We start from the raw sequence: 17604 nt of genomic DNA, 5'->3' as shown, positions 1-17604 counted from the left end.
TGCGATCCCAACTCTGATAGGGCCCCATGCAATATATTTCTACACGCGGCACTGCGCCGGCTTTGACTTTCGAAGATGCTATGCTCACAGGTCTTGCCTCTGATGGCGGGCTTTATGTGCCTGAAACCATCCCGACGATGTCCAGCGATGACATCGCGGCTTTGGCGGGCTTGCCATATGAAGACATCGCATTTCGGGTGATGAAACCGTTTATCGGCGATACATTTACCGATGCAGAATTCAAAGGCATCATCGCAAAATCCTATGCAGGCTTCGGCCATGACGCGCGCGCGCCATTAAAACAGCTTGGGCCAAACCACTTCTTGCTTGAATTGTTCCATGGCCCAACCTTGGCGTTTAAAGATTTCGCCATGCAATTGATTGGCCAGTTGTTTCAAGCCGCCCTTGAACGGCGCGGTGACCGCGTGACCATTGTCGGCGCGACCTCTGGCGATACAGGGTCAGCGGCAATCGAAGCCTTTAAAGGTTTGGACAATGTGGACGTGTTCATCATGTATCCGCATGGCGGGGTCTCAGATGTGCAGCGCCGTCAGATGACAACGCCTAGCGAAAGCAATGTCCACGCTTTGGCCGTCGAAGGCGATTTTGATGATTGCCAAGCAGCCCTCAAAGACATGTTTGCCGATATTGAGTTTCGTGATGGCGTGAAACTTGCTGCGGTGAATTCCATCAACTGGGCGCGCGTTTTGGCGCAAGTGGTATATTACTTTTCATCCGCTGTTTCTTTGGGGTCACCTTTGCGCGAAGTGTCTTTCACTGTGCCAACAGGTAACTTTGGTGACATCTTTGCTGGCTATATCGCCAAAAAGATGGGGCTTCCGATTAAAGACTTGGTGATCGCGACCAACCAGAACGACATTCTGCACCGCACGATGCAAACAGGCGCTTACACCAAACAGGGTGTCACACCGTCCATGTCACCGTCGATGGATATCCAAGTGTCGTCCAATTTTGAACGCGCACTCTTCGATGCATATGGTCGAGATGGTGGTGCCGTTGCGCAATTGATGACGGAATTGAAGGCTGGCGAATTCAAAATTTCGCAAGGGGCAATGCAAAGCCTCAGCGAGACTTTCAAATCTGGTCGTGCTTCAGAAGATGAAACCACAGCTACGATCAAAGACATGCAGACCCGCACAAACGAAGTGCTGTGCCCACATTCTGCTGTCGGCGTGAAGGTTGGTGAAGAACACTTGTCAAATGTGCCGATGATCACCTTGGCCACAGCGCATCCTGCGAAATTCCCTGCAGCCGTGAAAGCGGCCTGTGGTGTGCACCCAGATCTGCCCCCTCATATGGCGGGACTGTTTGAGCGCGATGAGCGCTTCACGGTGGTTCCAAATGATCTTGCAGGTTTGAAAGCCTTGGTGAAGGAGCGCATTTCTTGAGCCACAAAATACATCGGCTCAGCAATGGGTTGCGCATCGTCACAGAACATATGCCCTCTATGGAAAGTGCCTCTATTGGCATTTGGGTCCAAGCGGGTGGACGTCATGAGCGTTTAGAGCAAAACGGTATCGCGCATTTTCTGGAACATATGGCATTCAAGGGCACCGCGCGGCGTTCGCCTTTAGAAATCGCCGAAGTTTTGGAAAATGTTGGCGGCTATTTAAATGCCTATACATCGCGTGAAACCACCGCCTATTACGCGCGTGTGCTGAAAGAAGATGTGCCTTTGGCCTTAGATGTCATCGCAGATATCGTGCTGAACCCGATTTTCGATGCGCGTGAACTGGAAGTCGAACGCGGCGTGATTTTGCAAGAAATTGGCCAAGCTTTGGATACGCCCGACGATATTATTTTCGATTGGTTGCAGGAAGTATCCTATCCTGATCAAGCCATCGGACGTACTATTTTGGGGCCAGAAGAGCGGGTGCGCGCCTTTTCGCGCGACGATCTTGCAGGGTTTGTGCAAGAACACTATTCGCCCGAACGCATGGTTTTGTCAGCTGCGGGCAATGTCGATCACGATAAAATCGTGGCCGAGGCTGAAAAGCTGTTTGGTCACCTGACGGCCCATGGCAGTGACCGCGCTGATCCCGCGAAATTTGTAGGTGGGGAATTTCGCAAAGACAAAGCGCTGGAACAGGTTCATGTCGCCATCGCCTTTGAGGGGCCAAGCTACCGCGATCAAGATATTTACATCGCCCAAGCTGCCAGCACTGCGCTTGGTGGCGGTATGTCTTCGCGCTTGTTCCAGTCTATTCGCGAACAAAAAGGACTGTGCTACACGATTTACGCCCAAAGCGGCGCGCATTCTGACACTGGCACCACCACGATTTACGCAGGCACTTCTGGCGATGATGTGGCCGAGTTGACCGAACTGACGATGGATGAACTCAAGCGCTCTGCCGATGATATGTCTGAGGCCGAAGTCATGCGGGCCTGTGCGCAGATCAAAGCGGGTCTTTTGATGGGATTGGAAAGTCCTGGATCGCGTGTAGAACGCAACGCGCGGATGATTGCCATATGGGACCGCATCCCTGATCTATCTGAAACCGTTGAAAAAATCGATGCGGTTACAGTTGGGCAGGTGCGTCAATTTATTGGCAATATGGGCACAGGCTCTGCGGCTATGGCTTTGTACGGGCCTGCGAAAACAGCACCAAGTCTTGATGCGTTGAAGGCGAGGTTGCAGGGGTAATGTTCACGCGGCGGTCAAAGATTCGGATCGAAACAGAGCGGATGACGCTGCGACTGCCTATGCATTCTGATTATTTGGACTGGCGCGATTTGCGCAGCCAAGGCCAAACTTTTTTGCAGCCTTGGGAACCGCAATGGGCGGCTGACCATCTGTCACGTAAGGGATTTACCAATCGCGTATATTGGGCGCAGCGCTCTGTCGTTGCGCAAACAGCTTTGCCTTTGTTTTTGGTCCGTCGCGAAGACAATGTTTTGCTGGGGGCCTTGACTCTTGACAATATTCGCCGTGGCCCCGCCCAAGCAGGCACAGTGGGCTATTGGATTGGGCATGGCTTCGCCCGCCAAGGCTATATGCGCGAAGCATTGGCCGCAGTGGTGCATTACAGTTTCACCAAGCTGGATCTTAGCCGCGTCGAGGCCGCTTGCCTGCCCGAAAACACTGCCTCGCGTGGCGTGTTGGAAAAAGCAGGCTTCAAGTACGAAGGCGTGGCGCAATCCTATCTTCAAATTAATGGGCGATGGCGCAATCATGTGCTCTATTCGTCTTTGCGCAATGATCGTCGGGGGCCGACCCAAGTCGGGCTGGCCTAAGCCGCTTGGCCCTGCGTAGATAGCAGAGCAGTGCGACCGACATGCAAAAGGAACGTTCCATGACCAATGCCGCAACAGCTGAATTTTTGGCCGACCTGCAAGATGCCTTGCCAAAGGGGCGGTTTCGCGCTGTCAAAGCAGGCGAACTGGATGACCCGCGTGGGCGTCATGTGGGGCTGGCTGCCGTGGTCGCCACACCGCATTGTGTCGATGAGGTGTCTACAATTGCCCGCCTGTGTCACGCGGCGGGGGTCGGCATTGTGCCCCTTGGCGGCGGTACAGGGTTGGTCTTGGGGCAGGTGGCACATTCAGGCCCTGCACCTGTCGTAATTTCACTAGAGCGCATGACTGCCATCCGCGAGGTCTACCCATCAGAAAACGCTATGGTTGTCGAAGCAGGTGCCATTTTGCACGATGTTCAGGCCGCAGCAGAAGCCGTTGATCGCTTGTTTCCACTGTCTTTGGCCTCAGAAGGATCCTGCCGCATTGGCGGAAACCTTGCAACGAATGCGGGCGGCTTAAATGTTTTGCGTTATGGCAATACCCGCGATTTGTGTTTGGGGCTCGAAGTGGTCATGGCCGATGGCACGATCTGGCATGGGCTAAAGCGGCTGCGCAAAGACAACACAGGCTATGATCTAAAAAACCTGATGATCGGTTCAGAAGGCACACTAGGCATCATCACCGCTGCGACACTGCGCCTGTTTGCGCGCCCTTCGAAAACTGCCGCGGCTGTTTTTGTCGTCGAAGATCCCAAAAGCGCAATTGATCTGCTTGCTATGGCGCAAGCCACTGTCGGGGAAGGTATTTCTGCCTTTGAACTTATTTCGGGCGTTGGGTTGGACTTTTTGACCGAAACCCTGCCAGATCTGCGCCAACCCTTTGAAGTCCGTCCTGACTGGTGCGTTTTAATTGACCTTGGCGTTTCCGCTGAAGCTGTCCCTGAAGAGATGCTTTTGGCTCTCTTTGAAAAGGCGCTTGCCGCAGGTTTGGTGTCAGATGGTGTGATTTCTCAAAGCGAAGCGCAGCGGCAGGAATTTTGGGCCGTGCGTGAACATATTCCCGTTGGCAATCGCAATATCGGTTCTATTTCATCGCATGATATTTCGATTCCTGTGTCGCGAATCCCTGATTTTATTCCCGAAGGAATCGCTAAATTGCAGGCTTTGGGGGATGTAAGGGTCAATTGCTTTGGGCACTTGGGGGATGGCAATCTGCATTACAATGTGTTCCCAGCCAAGGGATTGGATCGCAAGGATTTCGATGATATTCGCGCGGCGGTCAAGAAAACGGTGCATGATTTGACCCATGCCTATGAGGGGTCTGTCAGTGCAGAACATGGAGTGGGGCGACTGAAGGTGGAAGACCTTGAACGCTACCAAGATCCCGTAAAACTTGCCGCAATGCGCGCTATTAAAACGGCCTTGGACCCGAAAGGAATTTTAAACTCGGGCGCCGTTTTGCGTGCGGCGGGTGCGACCTAATTTGGCTTGATATCCATAGAGCGTGCTGAGAACGCACAATATTAGCGTTTTTTTTGACTGGTCAGTTCATCTCGTGGTTGTGGTTTTTGTGAATTCTGGCATGATTGTTGCGTGGGTGGTCGCAATTTAAATTTTTTGAGTAGCGAGTGATTTGTTTGTGTCGGCTTTGCCGAATTTATGCGGTCACCCACACCTTCCCGAAAAAAGATGTGGGGGCGCTAGAATGTCGGGGCGAATTTATGCGCCCTCGAAATCACACAGGCAATGTACGTCATAGCCAAGCCCTGCAAGCTTTTTACGCCCACCAAGCTCAGGCAGATCGACAACAAAAGAACAGCTCACAATTTCGCCGCCCAAGCGTTCAATCAAAGTGATTCCCGCTTCGGCCGTACCACCCGTTGCCAACAGATCGTCCACGACCAAAATCTTTTCACCCGCTTCAATCGCATCCGTATGCATTTCGACCGTCGCTTGACCGTACTCAAGACTGTAATCTTGACTGATCACTTTGCCGGGCAATTTGCCTTTCTTGCGCACAGGGACAAACCCCACAGACAATTGGTGCGCCACAGCGCCACCCAAAATGAATCCACGCGCTTCCAGACCGACAACTTTGTCGATCCGTGTGCCGACATAAGGCGCAAGCATTTGATCGATGGCCAAACGCATACCGCGTGGATCAGAGAACAGCGTGGTTACATCGCGGAACATGATGCCTTCATGCGGGAAATCAGGGATCGTGCGGATATAGTCTTTAACAGTTTTCATAGCGCGCCTTTGGTCATTTAGCGGTTCAGGACACGGCCAGCGACCGCATCAAGTTTCGCGACCAAAGTAGGATCGCGTTTTTCAGGCGCCGTCATAACAGCGTATTCCAAAGCGCGATCACATTCGTGGTCGCAGGCTGTATAGGCAGATGTCAAAAGCTTGGGCAAGGCCGCAACAAGAGATTTTGCATTATTGGAATTGGCACCCAAGGTCGCGATGATTGCATTGATGTCGACTGCGCCGTGATCTGGGTGCCAACTGTCAAAATCTGTGATCATAGCAACGGAGGCATAACAAATCTCTGCTTCACGGGCGAGTTTGGCTTCGGGCATGTTTGTCATGCCGATCACATCACAGCCCCAAGCGCGGTACATTTTGCTTTCTGCGATAGATGAAAACTGTGGGCCTTCCATTGCGAGATAAGTGCCGCCTTTGTGCACGGTCACACCTGTGGCGCGCGCGGCTTCATAGGCCAAGCCCGACAGGCGTTCACAAACGGGATGCGCTACCGAGACATGCGCAACACAGCCCGTTCCAAAAAATGATTTTTCGCGGGCAAAGGTTCGATCAATAAACTGGTCCACGACCACAAAGTCGCCAGGTGCCATTTCTTCACGAAACGACCCGCAGGCAGAGACCGATAAAAGATCAGTCACCCCAAGGCGTTTGAGCGCATCGATATTCGCGCGGTAGGGAACAGTGGTTGGCGTGTGCACATGGCCTCGACCATGGCGCGGCAAGAAGGCCATTTTGACGCCGTCCAAAGACCCAGTCAGAATTTCGTCAGACGGATCGCCCCAAGGTGTGTCTAACTTTTGCCACTTCGCGTTTTCCAATCCGTCGATTTCATAAACGCCAGAGCCGCCCATCACACCAATCATTCGTTCCATTTTGCCCTCATATCTCTCATTTGCCTCAAACCTAGGCTGTTCAGCGGGCTTTCAAAAGGCACAATTATAGGCTGCTGCTGCATTTGTTTGGAATCCTAGCGGATCGCTCTAGCTCATCGGCAGCATTGCCCCTAAAAGCAGCGCAAATGAGTGAAATGTGATGCAAATTCGATTTGATACAGGCCCTTTGGCGAAACAATCAGTTCATGGCACGGTTTTTAAGAAACCGCTGGCCGTCATTTCTGTGTTTGATCCAAAAGATTTGTCGCAAGCCTTTGAGGCTATTGAACAAGCACAAGCTGATGGACATTGGCTGGCTGGCTATATGACCTATGAATTGGGAATGTTGCTCGATCCCGCTTTAGCGCCTTTGGTACGTGATGGGCGCGATTTGCCCTTATTGGAATTCGGAGTGTATGAAGCCCCCGAGTTTGCACCAGCGCTTGTCGCGGCGCAATCTGTGTCTACGGATTTGACCCCGCTTTGGGATTTGGCGCGCTACACGCAGGCCTTCGATCAGGTCAAAGCCTATATCGAGGCTGGTGATTGTTATCAGGCCAATCTCACATTCCCGATTGCGATCACATGTGACGCGCCAAAAAATCAATTGTATAGCGCCTTGGTCGCACGCCAAGCTGTCCCATTTGGCGCGTTTATCGAAACCGATCATCATACTTTTTTATCGCGTTCGCCCGAGTTGTTTTTCAAAACAGATGCTGCAGGAAAAATCACAGTGCGCCCAATGAAAGGCACAGTTGCGCGCCACAAAGACGCGATCAAAGATGCAGCAGCCAAAGACTGGTTGCGTGCCTCTGAAAAAGACCAAGCCGAAAACTTGATGATCGTTGATCTGTTGCGAAATGACCTGTCGCGGGTCAGTGAAGTCGGATCGGTCAAGGTGCCGCATCTGTTTGATATTGAAAGCTACGATACTGTCTTTCAGATGACCTCGACCATCACTGCGCAAGCTTTGCCCAACATCAGTTTTTATGACAAGTGCCGCGCATTTTTCCCCTGTGGTTCAATTACGGGAGCGCCTAAAATAAGGTCTATGGAAATTATCGATGCGCTTGAACAGGCCCCAAGGGGGGCTTACTGCGGGGCAATCGGTTGGATCGCCCCCGACGGGCAGTCAGAATTTAACGTCGCCATCCGAACATTGGTGTTTAAAGCAGGGTCCAATCAGGGCCACTTAAACGTCGGTGGAGGATTGGTCTATGACAGCATAGCACAGCCTGAATACAATGAGGCTTTGCTCAAAGCGGAGTTTGCGCGGTTATGAGTGAATACGGGTCTGAGTTTCGGGTGATTGAAACCCTTGGCTGGTCAGCTTTCGGCGGGGCTGCGCGGATCAATCGTCATTTGGCACGTATGCAGGCGACCTGTGCTGAACTTGGCATCGACTTCCCCGAAGAGCAGTTGCGCCATCTTGTGAATGGCGTCACTGGCTTTGCGTCCCAGCGTTTGCGTTTGACCGTCGATCCCGATGGTCAGGGCGCGCTTGAGCAGTTCGATATGCCAGACTCGAGCGCCAAATGGACTGTCTCTATTGCGTCGCAACGCCTTGATAGCGCTGATCCTTGGTTGCGGCGTAAAACCACCAAACGGGCCTTGTACCTGCAAGCGCGGTCTGACATGCCCGCAGGCGTTGATGAGGTGCTGTTTTTAAACGAGCGTGATGAACTGTGCGAAGGTACGATCAGCAATATCTTTGTGCGCCGCAACGTCAGATTGCTCACCCCGCCTGTGTCATGTGGTTTGTTGCCAGGTATCTTGCGCCAAGAGTTGCTAGATGTGGGGCGCGCCGAGGAAGAAGTGCTTACAGTGAAAGACTTGAAAATCGCCAAAGCGATCTTTTTCGGCAATTCCCTACGCAGCTTGATCCCTGCGGAAGTTATTTTCTCTGACGATCAGCGCGTATAAACGGGTGACGCCTCTTTCTTGGTTTCGCTTTTAAAGGCTCCGTGCGCTTGTAGAGCTAGGTTGCGAACTGACTGGCGAGTATTCATGCAACAGATGTTAGCGCACACATAGCTTTGTACAGGCAGGGGTGTGACAGGCGCAAAACCCATGCTATAGGCCGAGCAATCGTAAAATCAAGAAATTGGGATAGACCCGTGACACAATCAACGCTCGCCGCTTTTGCGGAGAAATTATCGTTGCCAAATTCTGGCAACACGCGCCTGACGCCGCTGCAAGCAAAGACCGACATTTTGTCGGGTTTGACTGTCGCTTTGGCATTGGTACCCGAAGCCGTCGCCTTTGCTTTTGTGGCGGGTGTCCATCCTTTGGTCGGGCTTTACGCGGCTTTCTTGGTGGGGTTGGTGACATCTTTGATCGGCGGTCGTCCTGGCATGATTTCAGGCGCAACGGGCGCTTTGGCCGTTGTTATGGTGGCTTTGGTCGCGGAACATGGTGTTGAATATTTGTTCGCCACCGTTGTGTTGATGGGTCTTTTGCAAATCTTGGCTGCGGCTTTCAAACTAGGGAAATTCATTCGACTTGTGCCGCATCCTGTGATGCTGGGCTTTGTTAACGGTCTGGCAATCGTGATTTTCTTGGCGCAGATGACGCAGTTTAAAATGGCAGATGCCGCAGGAAACATGGCGTGGATGCCGACAGGTACGTTGGTGTTGATGTTGGGTTTGGTCGCTTTGACGATGGCTGTTGTTTGGGGATTGCCTAAATTCACCAACATCATTCCAGCGCCTTTGGCAGGTATTTTGGTCACCGCGATTGTTGTGATTGTGTTTGACATTCCAGTGCCGCGCGTTGGCGACTTGGCGTCAATCGAAGGTGGTTTGCCGTCTTTCCACGTGCCAATGGTGCCGATGTTTGACAGCTTGCCACAGTTCTTTGACGTGATGCATGTAATCCTTCCATACGCTTTGATCTTGGCAGCTATTGGTCTGATCGAAAGCCTTTTGACGCTGAATCTTGTTGGCGAAATGAAGGGCGAGCGCGGTGGCGTGACCCAAGAATGTTTTGCCCAAGGTGTGGCCAATGTCATCACCGGTTTCTTTGGCGGTATGGGTGGTTGTGCGATGATTGGTCAATCGATGATCAACGTGAAATCTGGCGGGCGTACCCGTTTGGCAGGCTTTGCCGCTGCGATGTTCTTGCTGGTCTTTATCGTGGTTGCTTCGCCTTTGATCGAAACAATCCCATTGGCGGCTCTTGTGGGCGTGATGTTCATGGTTGTGATCGGCACATTCGCTTGGAATTCGTTTAAAGTCATGCGCAAGGTGCCTCGCATCGATGCATTTGTGATCGTGTTGGTGACTGTGGTAACCGTCTTGGAAGACTTGGCGATTGCCGTCGTCGTGGGTGTTATTGTTTCTGCTTTGGCCTATGCATGGCAAAACGCATCGCGCATTCATGCTCAAAAATCCGAAACCCCAGAAGGTGCGAAAGTCTACGCGATCCAAGGGCCCTTGTTCTTTGGCTCTGCGGAAGGCTTTGGTGAGTTGTTTGATGTGGTCAATGACCCAAAAACTGTGATCATTGATTTTGCAGACAGCCGCGTTGCGGACCAATCGGCGCTGAATGCAATTGAAGGTATTGCAGCCAAATACGAAGCAGCGGGCAAAGAAATCCAGCTGCGTCATCTCAGCCATGACTGTCACAGCTTGCTGTCAAAAGCGGGGCACTTGATTGTCGATAGTGATGATGACCCTGATTACGAAGTCGCCACAGATTACGGTGTACGCACTGGGATTTTGGCAGGCGGCCATTAAGGTACGTTTCGGTTTTTGAAATAAAAAGGGCCTGCGCAATTGCAGGCCCTTTTTTATGTTCACAAGCGCGTTCCAGACTTGGTATTTCGATGGTCGCAACCACGCCTTCGCACGTTTCAATCAAGGCAGCCGTCGCAGGCTCATGTTCAGCGATTTTTAGGGCGGCTTAACTCAAAGACATCTGTCACCTGCGCATAATCGCGATAGCCCAAACGCGATACAAGCTGGGCAGCCGTCACATCGAAACGGCCGTCTTTGATGCAGTCATCTCGCATATGCACGCCGATAACTTCGCCAATCACCATGTGGTTGTCGCTGCCAGCAAGGCGCACCACTTGGCTAAGTTTGCATTCCAAGGTCGCAGGCGCGTCTAAAACGCGGGGGCAGGCGATGGTGGCGCAATCGGCTTTTCGCACGCCTGCCAAGTCGAATTCATCTATATCTGCGGCCACTGGACCAGAGGATATATTCATGACATCCACCATCGGACGCCCCACCAAATTCACTGCGAAAACCCCTGTGGTTTCGATATTGTTGAGGCTGTCTTTTCGCGAAGACGAACTGAACATAATTTGCGGCGGCTCATAAGCGATCGCGTTGAAAAATGAATAGGGCGCTAGGTTGTCTATGCCATCTTCCGAGCGTGAGGATACCCATGCAATCGGGCGCGGTGCGACGATTGCGTTAAAGGGGTTGTGGGGGAGGCCGTGGCCCTCTTTGGGATGATAAAACATATGAAGTCTCATTTTGTGCGATGTGAAACAGATGCCAGCGCACCTGATGCGTTGCCCCCTATCTAGTGTCGTGATAGCAAAAATTCGAGCAGTTATTAGACTTCGCGCGCATGGGGGACGGCGGTGTACCATTTAGGGGTCGAAACATCACAAGACATGTGGGACGTTGAAGCCCTATATGACACCTGCTTTGCGCCTGGTCGCGAGGCTTTGTCGTCGTATCGTCTGCGTGATGGTGTGCTAAAAGTCAGTGATCTTTGTCTAATCGCCCGCGATGATCTCGGGATTTTGGCTGCGGCTATTCGGTTTTGGCCTGTCCATATAGGTGAGGCGAAAACGCTGTCTTTGCTCTTGGGCCCCATCGCAGTACACCCCACGCGCCAAGGCGAAGGTTTGGGCGCGATGCTGATGCAAAACAGTTTGGAACGCGCGCGACTTTTGGGATGGGACCGTGTGATGCTGGTGGGCGATGAGCCTTATTATCGCAGGTTTGGTTTTAAACTGCTCAGCGGTATCAAAATGCCGCCACCGACCAACCCTGATCGCATCTTGGGTATGGCGCTGACTGACGGCGCGTGGGATTCTGTGCAAGGCGAAGTCTGCCGCGCTGTGTAAGCTGAGCGCCATTTTTGGGGTGCTCTGGTGAAAGATCCCCTTGGCAAACCCTGCATCGCCCCCCACATTGATTACATGAAACACAAAACGCCGCTTCTTTACGATGGCGATGCAGCCGTCTTGCAAGCCCCGACCCCCGAGGCCATTCGGGTTTTGGCCAAACGCCTGCGCCGCGCCAATAACGCAGGGATGCAAATCCTAAATATGGTCGGCGGCACCGCGGACGGTTTGTTTGGAAAACTGCCCAAACCCATAAAAACCCAACTTGAAAGCACCACCTTGTCTGCCTTGGATTTGGCTTTTAGCGGTGCCACAAGATCACGCAAAAACGGGTTCGAAGGGGGCGGCTGGCTGTCAAAAGCGATCTCATCGGGATTGGGCGCTGTCGGTGGGGCGGGTGGCTTGCCCACGGCTTTGGCAGAATTGCCAGTCACAACCACAGTCTTGCTGCATGCCATTCAAGCCGTTGCCTATGAACACGGGTTTGATCCTGAACGCGATGATATCCGCAAAGCCTGCATCAATGTCTTTGCCGCAGCTGGTCCTTTGGAAGATGATGACGGGGCAGACTTAGGGTTTCTAGCAGCGCGCACATCTTTAACGGGGGCAACCTTGAACGGCATCATTGCCCGTGTTGCACCGCGTTTGTCTGTCGTCTTAGGTCAAAAACTCGCGGCGCAAACTGTCCCTGTCTTGGGGGCTGTCGCAGGGGCTGCGACCAATTATGTCTATACTGCCTATTACCAAGATATGGCCCATGTGACCTTTGGTATGCTGCGCTTGGCCGAAGACAGTGGCGAAAGCTACGAGACGCTCAAAGAGATGCTGCGCAAAGAAATGCGTGCTTAAACGAGAAAGCTAATCACCTTGATCGGTGCTTAGGTTTTGATGCCTTGGTCAGCCAAATAGGTCGCAACATCCTTGCGCACAGATTGTTCGCCGCGCGCGGCTGCTGATGAAATTAATTCGGCGATCGCATCCAAATTGACTTGGCGCAAGATATGTTTGATCGGGCCGATTGAGGCAGGGCGCATGGACAGGGATTTCAGGCCCATAGCAGCGAAACACACGGCCTCAAGCGGGCGGCCTGCGTCTTCGCCACAAAAGGATACGGGCGTGCCATGTGCTTCGCAGCGGTCCACAATTTGGCGAATGAAACTTAGAAATGACACGTTCAACGTGTCATAGCGACGCCGCACACGTTCGTTTTCACGGTCAGCAGCAAAGAAAAACTGCTTTAAATCATTGCCACCGATTGAAATGAAATCGGTTTCCTTAAAAAACTGATCTGGCGCAAAAGCCAAAGATGGGGTTTCCAGCATCGCCCCAACTTCGATGGATGAGGGCAATACATGGCCAAGTCGTTTTTCATTGGCGAGTTCTGCGTCAACCATCATGCGCGCTGCGCGGTATTCTTCGAATTGCGCCACAAAGGGGAACATGATCGTCAAGGGACGCCCCGCACAGCCTCGGATCAAGGCCTGTAGTTGCATGCGCATAACACCGCGTTTGTCCAATCCCACACGGATCGCACGCCACCCCATAGCTGGGTTCGGTTCATCTTGCGGCTTCATATAGGGCAGCACTTTGTCTGACCCGATATCAAGGGTGCGAAACACCACGCGTTTGCCTTGAGCTGCATCCATAACGCGGCCGTAAAGCGTAGCCAGTTCACCACGTTTGGGCACTGAATTTCGGATCAGGAATTGTAGTTCCGTGCGAAAAAGCCCCACACCCTCGGCGCCAGAGGAAGACAAAGAGGGCAGGTCCGCCATCAATCCTGCGTTCATGTTCAGGGTAATCGTTTTTCCACAGGGCGTGACTGCGTCTTTGCCAACCAAATCCGTATAGGCCTTGCTCGCCTCGGTTTGCATGGCGATTTTATCGCGAAACGCGGATGCCACACTGTCTTCTGGGCGCAGGTGAACAACGCCCTGTTCGCCATCGACCAATATCGCATCGCCGTTCAACGCCTCTGTTGTGATCTTGCTCGCATGAATAACCAAAGGGATGGCCAAAGCGCGCGCAACAATGGCTGCGTGCGAACCGACAGAGCCTTGTTCCAAAACGATGCCGCGCAGGGATTTCCCATATTCCAGCAATTCACCGGGGCCGATGTTGCGGGCGACCAAAACGGGATCATCAGGCATTTCCGCACCTGTGTTCGATCCTTGCCCCGTCAGCAGGCGCAGCAACTTATTGGACAGGTCATCAAGATCATGAAGCCGTTCGCGCAGGTATGCGTCAGGCACATTGGCCATGCGTGCGCGGGCCAAAGATTGTTCTTTTTCAACAGCGGCTTCGGCCGATAGGCCGCGATCAATATCGGCCTCCATCCGCTTCATCCAGCTGCGCGAATGGGCAAACATGCGGTAGGCTTCTAGCACCTCACGTTGATCTTTTTCCTTTGTATCCACATCGGACAGCATATCATCGACAGAAATGCGTAGGGCTTTTACCGCATCACGCAGACGTTCGAGTTCCACTTCGGGATCATCTGCAACAGGGTTTGTGACCACAACACGCGGTTCGTGCAGATACACATGGCCCTCTGCCACGCCTTCTTGGCCAATCGTGCCACGGACTAAAATCGGGTTTTGGTGCAATGCGCCAAGGGCTGATTCTTCGCCGACAAAGGCCCCAAGTTCGGTCATTTCGGCCAAAACCATGGCGACCACTTCAAGGGCATAGACTTCATCACCCGAAAACAGACGGGCCTCTTTTGATTGCACAACCAAAACGCCCAAAGTGTCCCCGAGGCGTTGAATGGGCAAGCCAAGAAACGATGAATAAATTTCTTCGCCCGTTTCGGGCATATAGCGAAACCCTTTGGAAGATGGGGCATCAGCAGTGTTGATGGTTTGTTTTTTCTTGGCGACAGCGCCAACAAGACCTTCGCCAACACGCATCCTTGTTTGGTGAACCGCCTCGCGGTTCAAGCCCTCAGTGGCGCAAAGTTCCAAGGTTTCGTGATCGCGGAACAGATAGATCGAACAGACTTCAGTGCGCATGGAATCGGCGATGAGGCTGGTGATGCGATCCAATCGTTCTTGGCCTGCGCCATCCTCGGCCAAGGTGTCGCGCAAGCGGCCAAGCAGTTTGCGGCTTTCACTTTCTTTGGTTTGCGCCATTGTCTGTCCGTCCCCATTTGGCCCTTTTTGGGCGCTCATTTGTTTAAAGCATAGATGGGGGGCTGCCCATAGGGAAACAAGCAGGTGAGAGCAAGTTTTCACCCCATAACCATTTTAACGCCGATTTATCAGTTTCATGCCTATCAATCTGTCATTTGCCTCGCATAATTTTCTGTCGTTTTATGCGGTTACTGCCCTTGCATGACCATATCACGGATTTTGACGGCTTTCTCAAAATGGTCCAACTTTTGTGTCGCGATCCACCATGTCGCCGCTTCCATCAATAAGTCTGGGTCGTCATTTTTATTTTTGAAAAAGGCATAGAATGACACACCAACAGTTTCGCCTTTGCTCGCGATTTTGGCTTTACATGTTTCGATGATTGTTTGGCGTAAACTGGCGCGCAATTTGAATGGTCCTGATATAAGAAAAGCCCCCGCACAGTTTGTGGCGGGGGCTTTCCAAGTCAATGCGAAAAGGGGATCTTAGGCTTTCTCAAGCTCAAAAGCATCGTGCAGCGCTTGAACCGCCAATTCGGTGTATTTGCGATCCACAAGTACCGAGACTTTGATCTCGGATGTGGCGATCACTTTGATGTTTACGCCTTCGTCAGACAAGGTTTTAAACATCTTCGCGGCAACGCCAGATTGCGACCGCATGCCGATTCCCACGAGTGAGATTTTGGCAACTTCAGTGTCACAAACCAGTTCTTCGAAATTCACCTCACCACGCTCTTTGGCAGCAGAAACCGCATTTTGCGCACGCGATACTTGGTCGACAGGGCATGAGAATGTCATGTCTGTGCGGCCTTCTTCCGAGATGTTTTGAATGATCATATCGACATTCACGCCAGCTTCAGCCAAGGGACCAAAGATTGCAGCAGCGATGCCTGGACGATCGGCCACGGACACAAGGGTCATTTTTGCTTCATCACGACTTGCGGTCACGCCGGAGACTACATTGTTTTCCACGATATCCTCCTCGGCACAAATCAAGGTGCCAGCATTGGGGTCATATTCTTCAAAAGATGATAGCACACGCAGCTTAACTTTATAGCGCATGGCCAATTCAACAGAACGGGTTTGCAAGACTTTGGCCCCCAAGGATGCCATTTCAAGCATTTCCTCAAAGGATACCTTTTCCATCTTGCGCGCTTTTTTCGTGATGCGCGGGTCGGTGGTGTAGACACCGTCGACATCTGTGTAGATGTCGCAGCGGATCGCATCAAAAGCAGCAGCGAAAGCAACAGCCGTTGTGTCTGAGCCGCCGCGGCCTAGCGTGGTGATGCGCCCTTCGGCTGAGATTCCTTGGAACCCTGCAACCACCGCGACTTTCATACCCTCACCGAATTTTTCAGTGATATTGTCGGTCGGGATATCTTCGATCCGCGCTGCACCATGTGCAGATGTAGTTTTCAACGGCACCTGCCAGCCTTGCCAGCTGCGCGCAGGAATATCCATTTCTTGCAATGTCAAAGCCATCAAACCAGCTGTGACATTTTCACCTGAGGATACGATGGCGTCATATTCACGCGCATCGTACATCGGTGAGGTTTCATTGACGTAGCCCACCAGTTTGTTTGTCTCGCCTGACATGGCTGAGACAACAACAATTACGTCATTGCCATTGGCAACTTCGCGGCTGACACGTTTGGCCGCACGTTTGATGCGGTCGAGTGTGGCGACAGATGTGCCGCCGAATTTCATTACGAGAACTGGCATGTTTGGCCCTTCCCCCCCGTCTGGAATGATCACGGTGTCGTAGGGCTCATTTGAGAAAAGTGCAAGAGTGCCAGCGGGGATAGGGCCAAATGCAGCGTAAAAACATGCAAAGGGACTGCAATTTTCTGGATTTAGGTCAGTTTAGCTTGCGTTTTGGCAGGAACGGCAAGGGCAAAACAGGCACGCCGTCGTCGATCAGCGCTTTTGCGTCCTCCAGTTTTGCTTCGCCGTAAATCGACCGCGCTGGCGCGTCACCGTCATGCATTGCACGGGCTTGTTTTGTGAAATCCCCCCCCACATATTCCGCATTTTTCTCAACATGATCGCGAATTTTCGCAAGATCACCTTCCATGCGGTCTTTCCCAGCCTGCGCTGCGAGCCGTTGATCTGTTTGATGAGACGGGTCGGCTGAGGTGGCAGGCGAACTTTGTGGACTCGCGCTTTCAGTTGAATGGCGCTGATCGTCTGCTGCGTCTGAGGCGTGGTGATCTTGCTTGCTGTGCTTGTGCAGCCGCGGTGCCATGAGCGATTTTACAATTGCGCTATCGCCGCACTGCGGGCACGACAATTGCCCTGCCGCTTGCAGAGCTTCAAAGGCGCTTGCGGATTTAAACCAGCTTTCAAAGCTGTGACCGTCGCCGCATTGTAGCATATACCGGATCATAGGGGCCTATAGGTTTGACTTGCACAGATTTGACTGGCGGATGTGCCTTGGGGAATAAAATACCAAAAGCGTTATAAAAAGACGAATAGCTTTATCGGCGCAAAGTTGTTGGATCGAAGTGCCGCAAGATTTGGGCCAACTCGGGCACGCTTGCCATTTCGGCGGCTTTCTTGGGCGATACCCACTTGCGTTTTCGTTGCCCTTTTTCGGGGTAATCTTTTAACACTTTTTCCGTTTTGAGCGGGAAAACCGCAACAACGCAAGGCAAGGGGTCGTCGCTTTGTTTCGGATATTTTATATAACTGTACAAGCCGATGCAAACTGGACTGACCTTGCCCACGACACCTGCTTCTTCGAAGGCTTCTGTTGCCGCGGCCTTGGCGGGTGTCTGCCCCTCCATCGGCCAGCCTTTTGGTACGATCCAACGCTTGCGACGACGCGTTTGCACCATGAGGACTTGCACTTTGTTGTTGCGAATGCGCCAGCATAGCGTGCCAAACTGGGTTCTGACCCCCATTTTGGTGGCTCCCATAAGGCGCATCGGCCGCTGTTTTGTGCGCATTGCGTTCAACGCAAAAGCTCCAGTTTGTTAAAAGCTCTACAGT

Annotated in this window: 17 protein-coding genes; 9 read left to right on the top strand and 8 right to left on the bottom strand. The window is 52.4% G+C overall.

Translation table 11 applies throughout. The features are described 5' to 3' along the window. The first annotated feature begins 26 nt into the window (after positions 1-26). From thrC to EDD53_RS07035, 4 genes are read left to right on the top strand one after another with little or no spacing between them, the layout of a single operon-like run. The gene (thrC, locus tag EDD53_RS07050; protein ID WP_123792526.1) at positions 27-1409 is read left to right on the top strand and encodes a threonine synthase; all 1383 of its coding nucleotides are present in this window, start codon (positions 27-29) and stop codon (positions 1407-1409) included. Next, positions 1406-2665, top strand: a complete 1260-nt coding sequence (locus tag EDD53_RS07045; RefSeq protein ID WP_123792525.1) for a M16 family metallopeptidase — start codon at positions 1406-1408, stop codon at positions 2663-2665. The genes thrC and EDD53_RS07045 overlap by 4 nt, the downstream gene beginning before the upstream one ends. Next, positions 2665-3255: a GNAT family N-acetyltransferase gene (locus EDD53_RS07040; protein WP_123792523.1), complete on the top strand. Its 591-nt coding sequence runs from the start codon at positions 2665-2667 to the stop codon at positions 3253-3255. The genes EDD53_RS07045 and EDD53_RS07040 overlap by 1 nt, the downstream gene beginning before the upstream one ends. A gap of 59 nt (positions 3256-3314) precedes the next feature. Beyond that, a complete protein-coding gene (locus tag EDD53_RS07035; protein WP_123792522.1) occupies positions 3315-4739 on the top strand; it encodes an FAD-binding oxidoreductase in 1425 nt (474 codons plus the stop codon). 237 nt (positions 4740-4976) lie between these two features. Here EDD53_RS07035 and EDD53_RS07030 read toward each other — a convergent pair whose 3' ends face one another. Further along, a complete protein-coding gene (locus EDD53_RS07030) occupies positions 4977-5507 on the bottom strand; it encodes an adenine phosphoribosyltransferase (RefSeq protein WP_123792520.1) in 531 nt (176 codons plus the stop codon). Positions 5508-5524: 17 nt separating this feature from the next. Beyond that, positions 5525-6397, bottom strand: a complete 873-nt coding sequence (locus EDD53_RS07025) for an S-methyl-5'-thioadenosine phosphorylase (RefSeq protein WP_123792519.1) — start codon at positions 6395-6397, stop codon at positions 5525-5527. A gap of 160 nt (positions 6398-6557) precedes the next feature. Here EDD53_RS07025 and EDD53_RS07020 point away from each other — a divergent pair, with 160 nt between their 5' ends. The 3 genes from EDD53_RS07020 to EDD53_RS07010 all read left to right on the top strand — a co-directional run bounded on the left by EDD53_RS07020 (position 6558) and on the right by EDD53_RS07010 (position 10134). Further along, positions 6558-7679 carry an aminodeoxychorismate synthase component I gene (locus tag EDD53_RS07020; protein WP_123792517.1) on the top strand — a complete coding sequence of 374 codons (1122 nt, stop codon included), beginning with the start codon at positions 6558-6560 and terminating at the stop codon, positions 7677-7679. Further along, positions 7676-8320, top strand: a complete 645-nt coding sequence (locus EDD53_RS07015; RefSeq protein ID WP_123792516.1) for an aminotransferase class IV family protein — start codon at positions 7676-7678, stop codon at positions 8318-8320. The genes EDD53_RS07020 and EDD53_RS07015 overlap by 4 nt, the downstream gene beginning before the upstream one ends. A 194-nt stretch (positions 8321-8514) precedes the next feature. Further along, complete coding sequence (locus EDD53_RS07010; RefSeq protein WP_123792515.1) at positions 8515-10134, top strand: SulP family inorganic anion transporter; 1620 nt, start codon at positions 8515-8517, stop codon at positions 10132-10134. 146 nt (positions 10135-10280) lie between these two features. Here the strand turns inward: EDD53_RS07010 and EDD53_RS07005 are convergent, their stop codons facing one another. Continuing rightward, on the bottom strand, positions 10281-10868 hold the full coding sequence (locus tag EDD53_RS07005; RefSeq protein WP_123792513.1) for a flavin reductase family protein: 588 nt from the start codon (positions 10866-10868) through the stop codon (positions 10281-10283). Positions 10869-10991: 123 nt separating this feature from the next. Here EDD53_RS07005 and EDD53_RS07000 point away from each other — a divergent pair, with 123 nt between their 5' ends. Together EDD53_RS07000 and EDD53_RS06995 are read left to right on the top strand one after the other, a co-directional pair. Then, entirely contained in the window at positions 10992-11483 is a 492-nt protein-coding gene (locus EDD53_RS07000) for a GNAT family N-acetyltransferase (protein ID WP_425464048.1), read from the top strand. A gap of 75 nt (positions 11484-11558) precedes the next feature. Then, positions 11559-12332, top strand: a complete 774-nt coding sequence (locus tag EDD53_RS06995; RefSeq protein WP_123792947.1) for an EcsC family protein — start codon at positions 11559-11561, stop codon at positions 12330-12332. 29 nt (positions 12333-12361) lie between these two features. Here EDD53_RS06995 and ptsP read toward each other — a convergent pair whose 3' ends face one another. The 5 genes from ptsP to EDD53_RS06970 form a co-directional block, all read right to left on the bottom strand. Further along, a complete protein-coding gene (ptsP, locus tag EDD53_RS06990; protein WP_123792512.1) occupies positions 12362-14614 on the bottom strand; it encodes a phosphoenolpyruvate--protein phosphotransferase in 2253 nt (750 codons plus the stop codon). A gap of 188 nt (positions 14615-14802) precedes the next feature. Then, positions 14803-15084: a DUF6500 family protein gene (locus EDD53_RS06985; RefSeq protein ID WP_246002285.1), complete on the bottom strand. Its 282-nt coding sequence runs from the start codon at positions 15082-15084 to the stop codon at positions 14803-14805. Positions 15085-15099: 15 nt separating this feature from the next. Continuing rightward, positions 15100-16335, bottom strand: coding sequence for an aspartate kinase (locus tag EDD53_RS06980; protein ID WP_123792510.1), 1236 nt, complete (start codon positions 16333-16335; stop codon positions 15100-15102). A 136-nt stretch (positions 16336-16471) separates the two neighbouring features. Next, entirely contained in the window at positions 16472-16999 is a 528-nt protein-coding gene (locus EDD53_RS06975) for a DUF1178 family protein (RefSeq protein ID WP_123792508.1), read from the bottom strand. Between the two features lie 91 nt (positions 17000-17090). Then, complete coding sequence (locus EDD53_RS06970; RefSeq protein WP_246002283.1) at positions 17091-17516, bottom strand: NUDIX hydrolase; 426 nt, start codon at positions 17514-17516, stop codon at positions 17091-17093. Positions 17517-17604: the final 88 nt, after the last annotated feature.

It is taken from the genome of Pacificibacter maritimus, assembly GCF_003814915.1.
Taxonomy (GTDB): domain Bacteria; phylum Pseudomonadota; class Alphaproteobacteria; order Rhodobacterales; family Rhodobacteraceae; genus Celeribacter; species Celeribacter maritimus.
Note: the sequence above shows the minus strand (reverse complement) of the source record. Positions and strands in the feature narration are given on the sequence as shown.

What these genes read in the sequence shown, in the direction of transcription:
- EDD53_RS07025 (WP_123792519.1), bottom strand. Translation starts at nt 6,397, where the DNA reads ATGGAACGAATGATTGGTGTGATGGGCGGCTCTGGCGTTTATGAAATC.
- EDD53_RS07030 (WP_123792520.1), bottom strand. Translation starts at nt 5,507, where the DNA reads ATGAAAACTGTTAAAGACTATATCCGCACGATCCCTGATTTCCCGCAT.
- EDD53_RS07040 (WP_123792523.1), top strand. Translation starts at nt 2,665, where the DNA reads ATGTTCACGCGGCGGTCAAAGATTCGGATCGAAACAGAGCGGATGACG.
- ptsP (WP_123792512.1), bottom strand. Translation starts at nt 14,614, where the DNA reads ATGGCGCAAACCAAAGAAAGTGAAAGCCGCAAACTGCTTGGCCGCTTG.
- EDD53_RS06980 (WP_123792510.1), bottom strand. Translation starts at nt 16,335, where the DNA reads ATGCCAGTTCTCGTAATGAAATTCGGCGGCACATCTGTCGCCACACTC.
- EDD53_RS07015 (WP_123792516.1), top strand. Translation starts at nt 7,676, where the DNA reads ATGAGTGAATACGGGTCTGAGTTTCGGGTGATTGAAACCCTTGGCTGG.
- EDD53_RS06995 (WP_123792947.1), top strand. Translation starts at nt 11,559, where the DNA reads ATGAAACACAAAACGCCGCTTCTTTACGATGGCGATGCAGCCGTCTTG.
- EDD53_RS07005 (WP_123792513.1), bottom strand. Translation starts at nt 10,868, where the DNA reads ATGTTTTATCATCCCAAAGAGGGCCACGGCCTCCCCCACAACCCCTTT.
- thrC (WP_123792526.1), top strand. Translation starts at nt 27, where the DNA reads ATGCAATATATTTCTACACGCGGCACTGCGCCGGCTTTGACTTTCGAA.
- EDD53_RS07020 (WP_123792517.1), top strand. Translation starts at nt 6,558, where the DNA reads ATGCAAATTCGATTTGATACAGGCCCTTTGGCGAAACAATCAGTTCAT.
- EDD53_RS07035 (WP_123792522.1), top strand. Translation starts at nt 3,315, where the DNA reads ATGACCAATGCCGCAACAGCTGAATTTTTGGCCGACCTGCAAGATGCC.
- EDD53_RS06970 (WP_246002283.1), bottom strand. Translation starts at nt 17,516, where the DNA reads ATGGGGGTCAGAACCCAGTTTGGCACGCTATGCTGGCGCATTCGCAAC.
- EDD53_RS06975 (WP_123792508.1), bottom strand. Translation starts at nt 16,999, where the DNA reads ATGATCCGGTATATGCTACAATGCGGCGACGGTCACAGCTTTGAAAGC.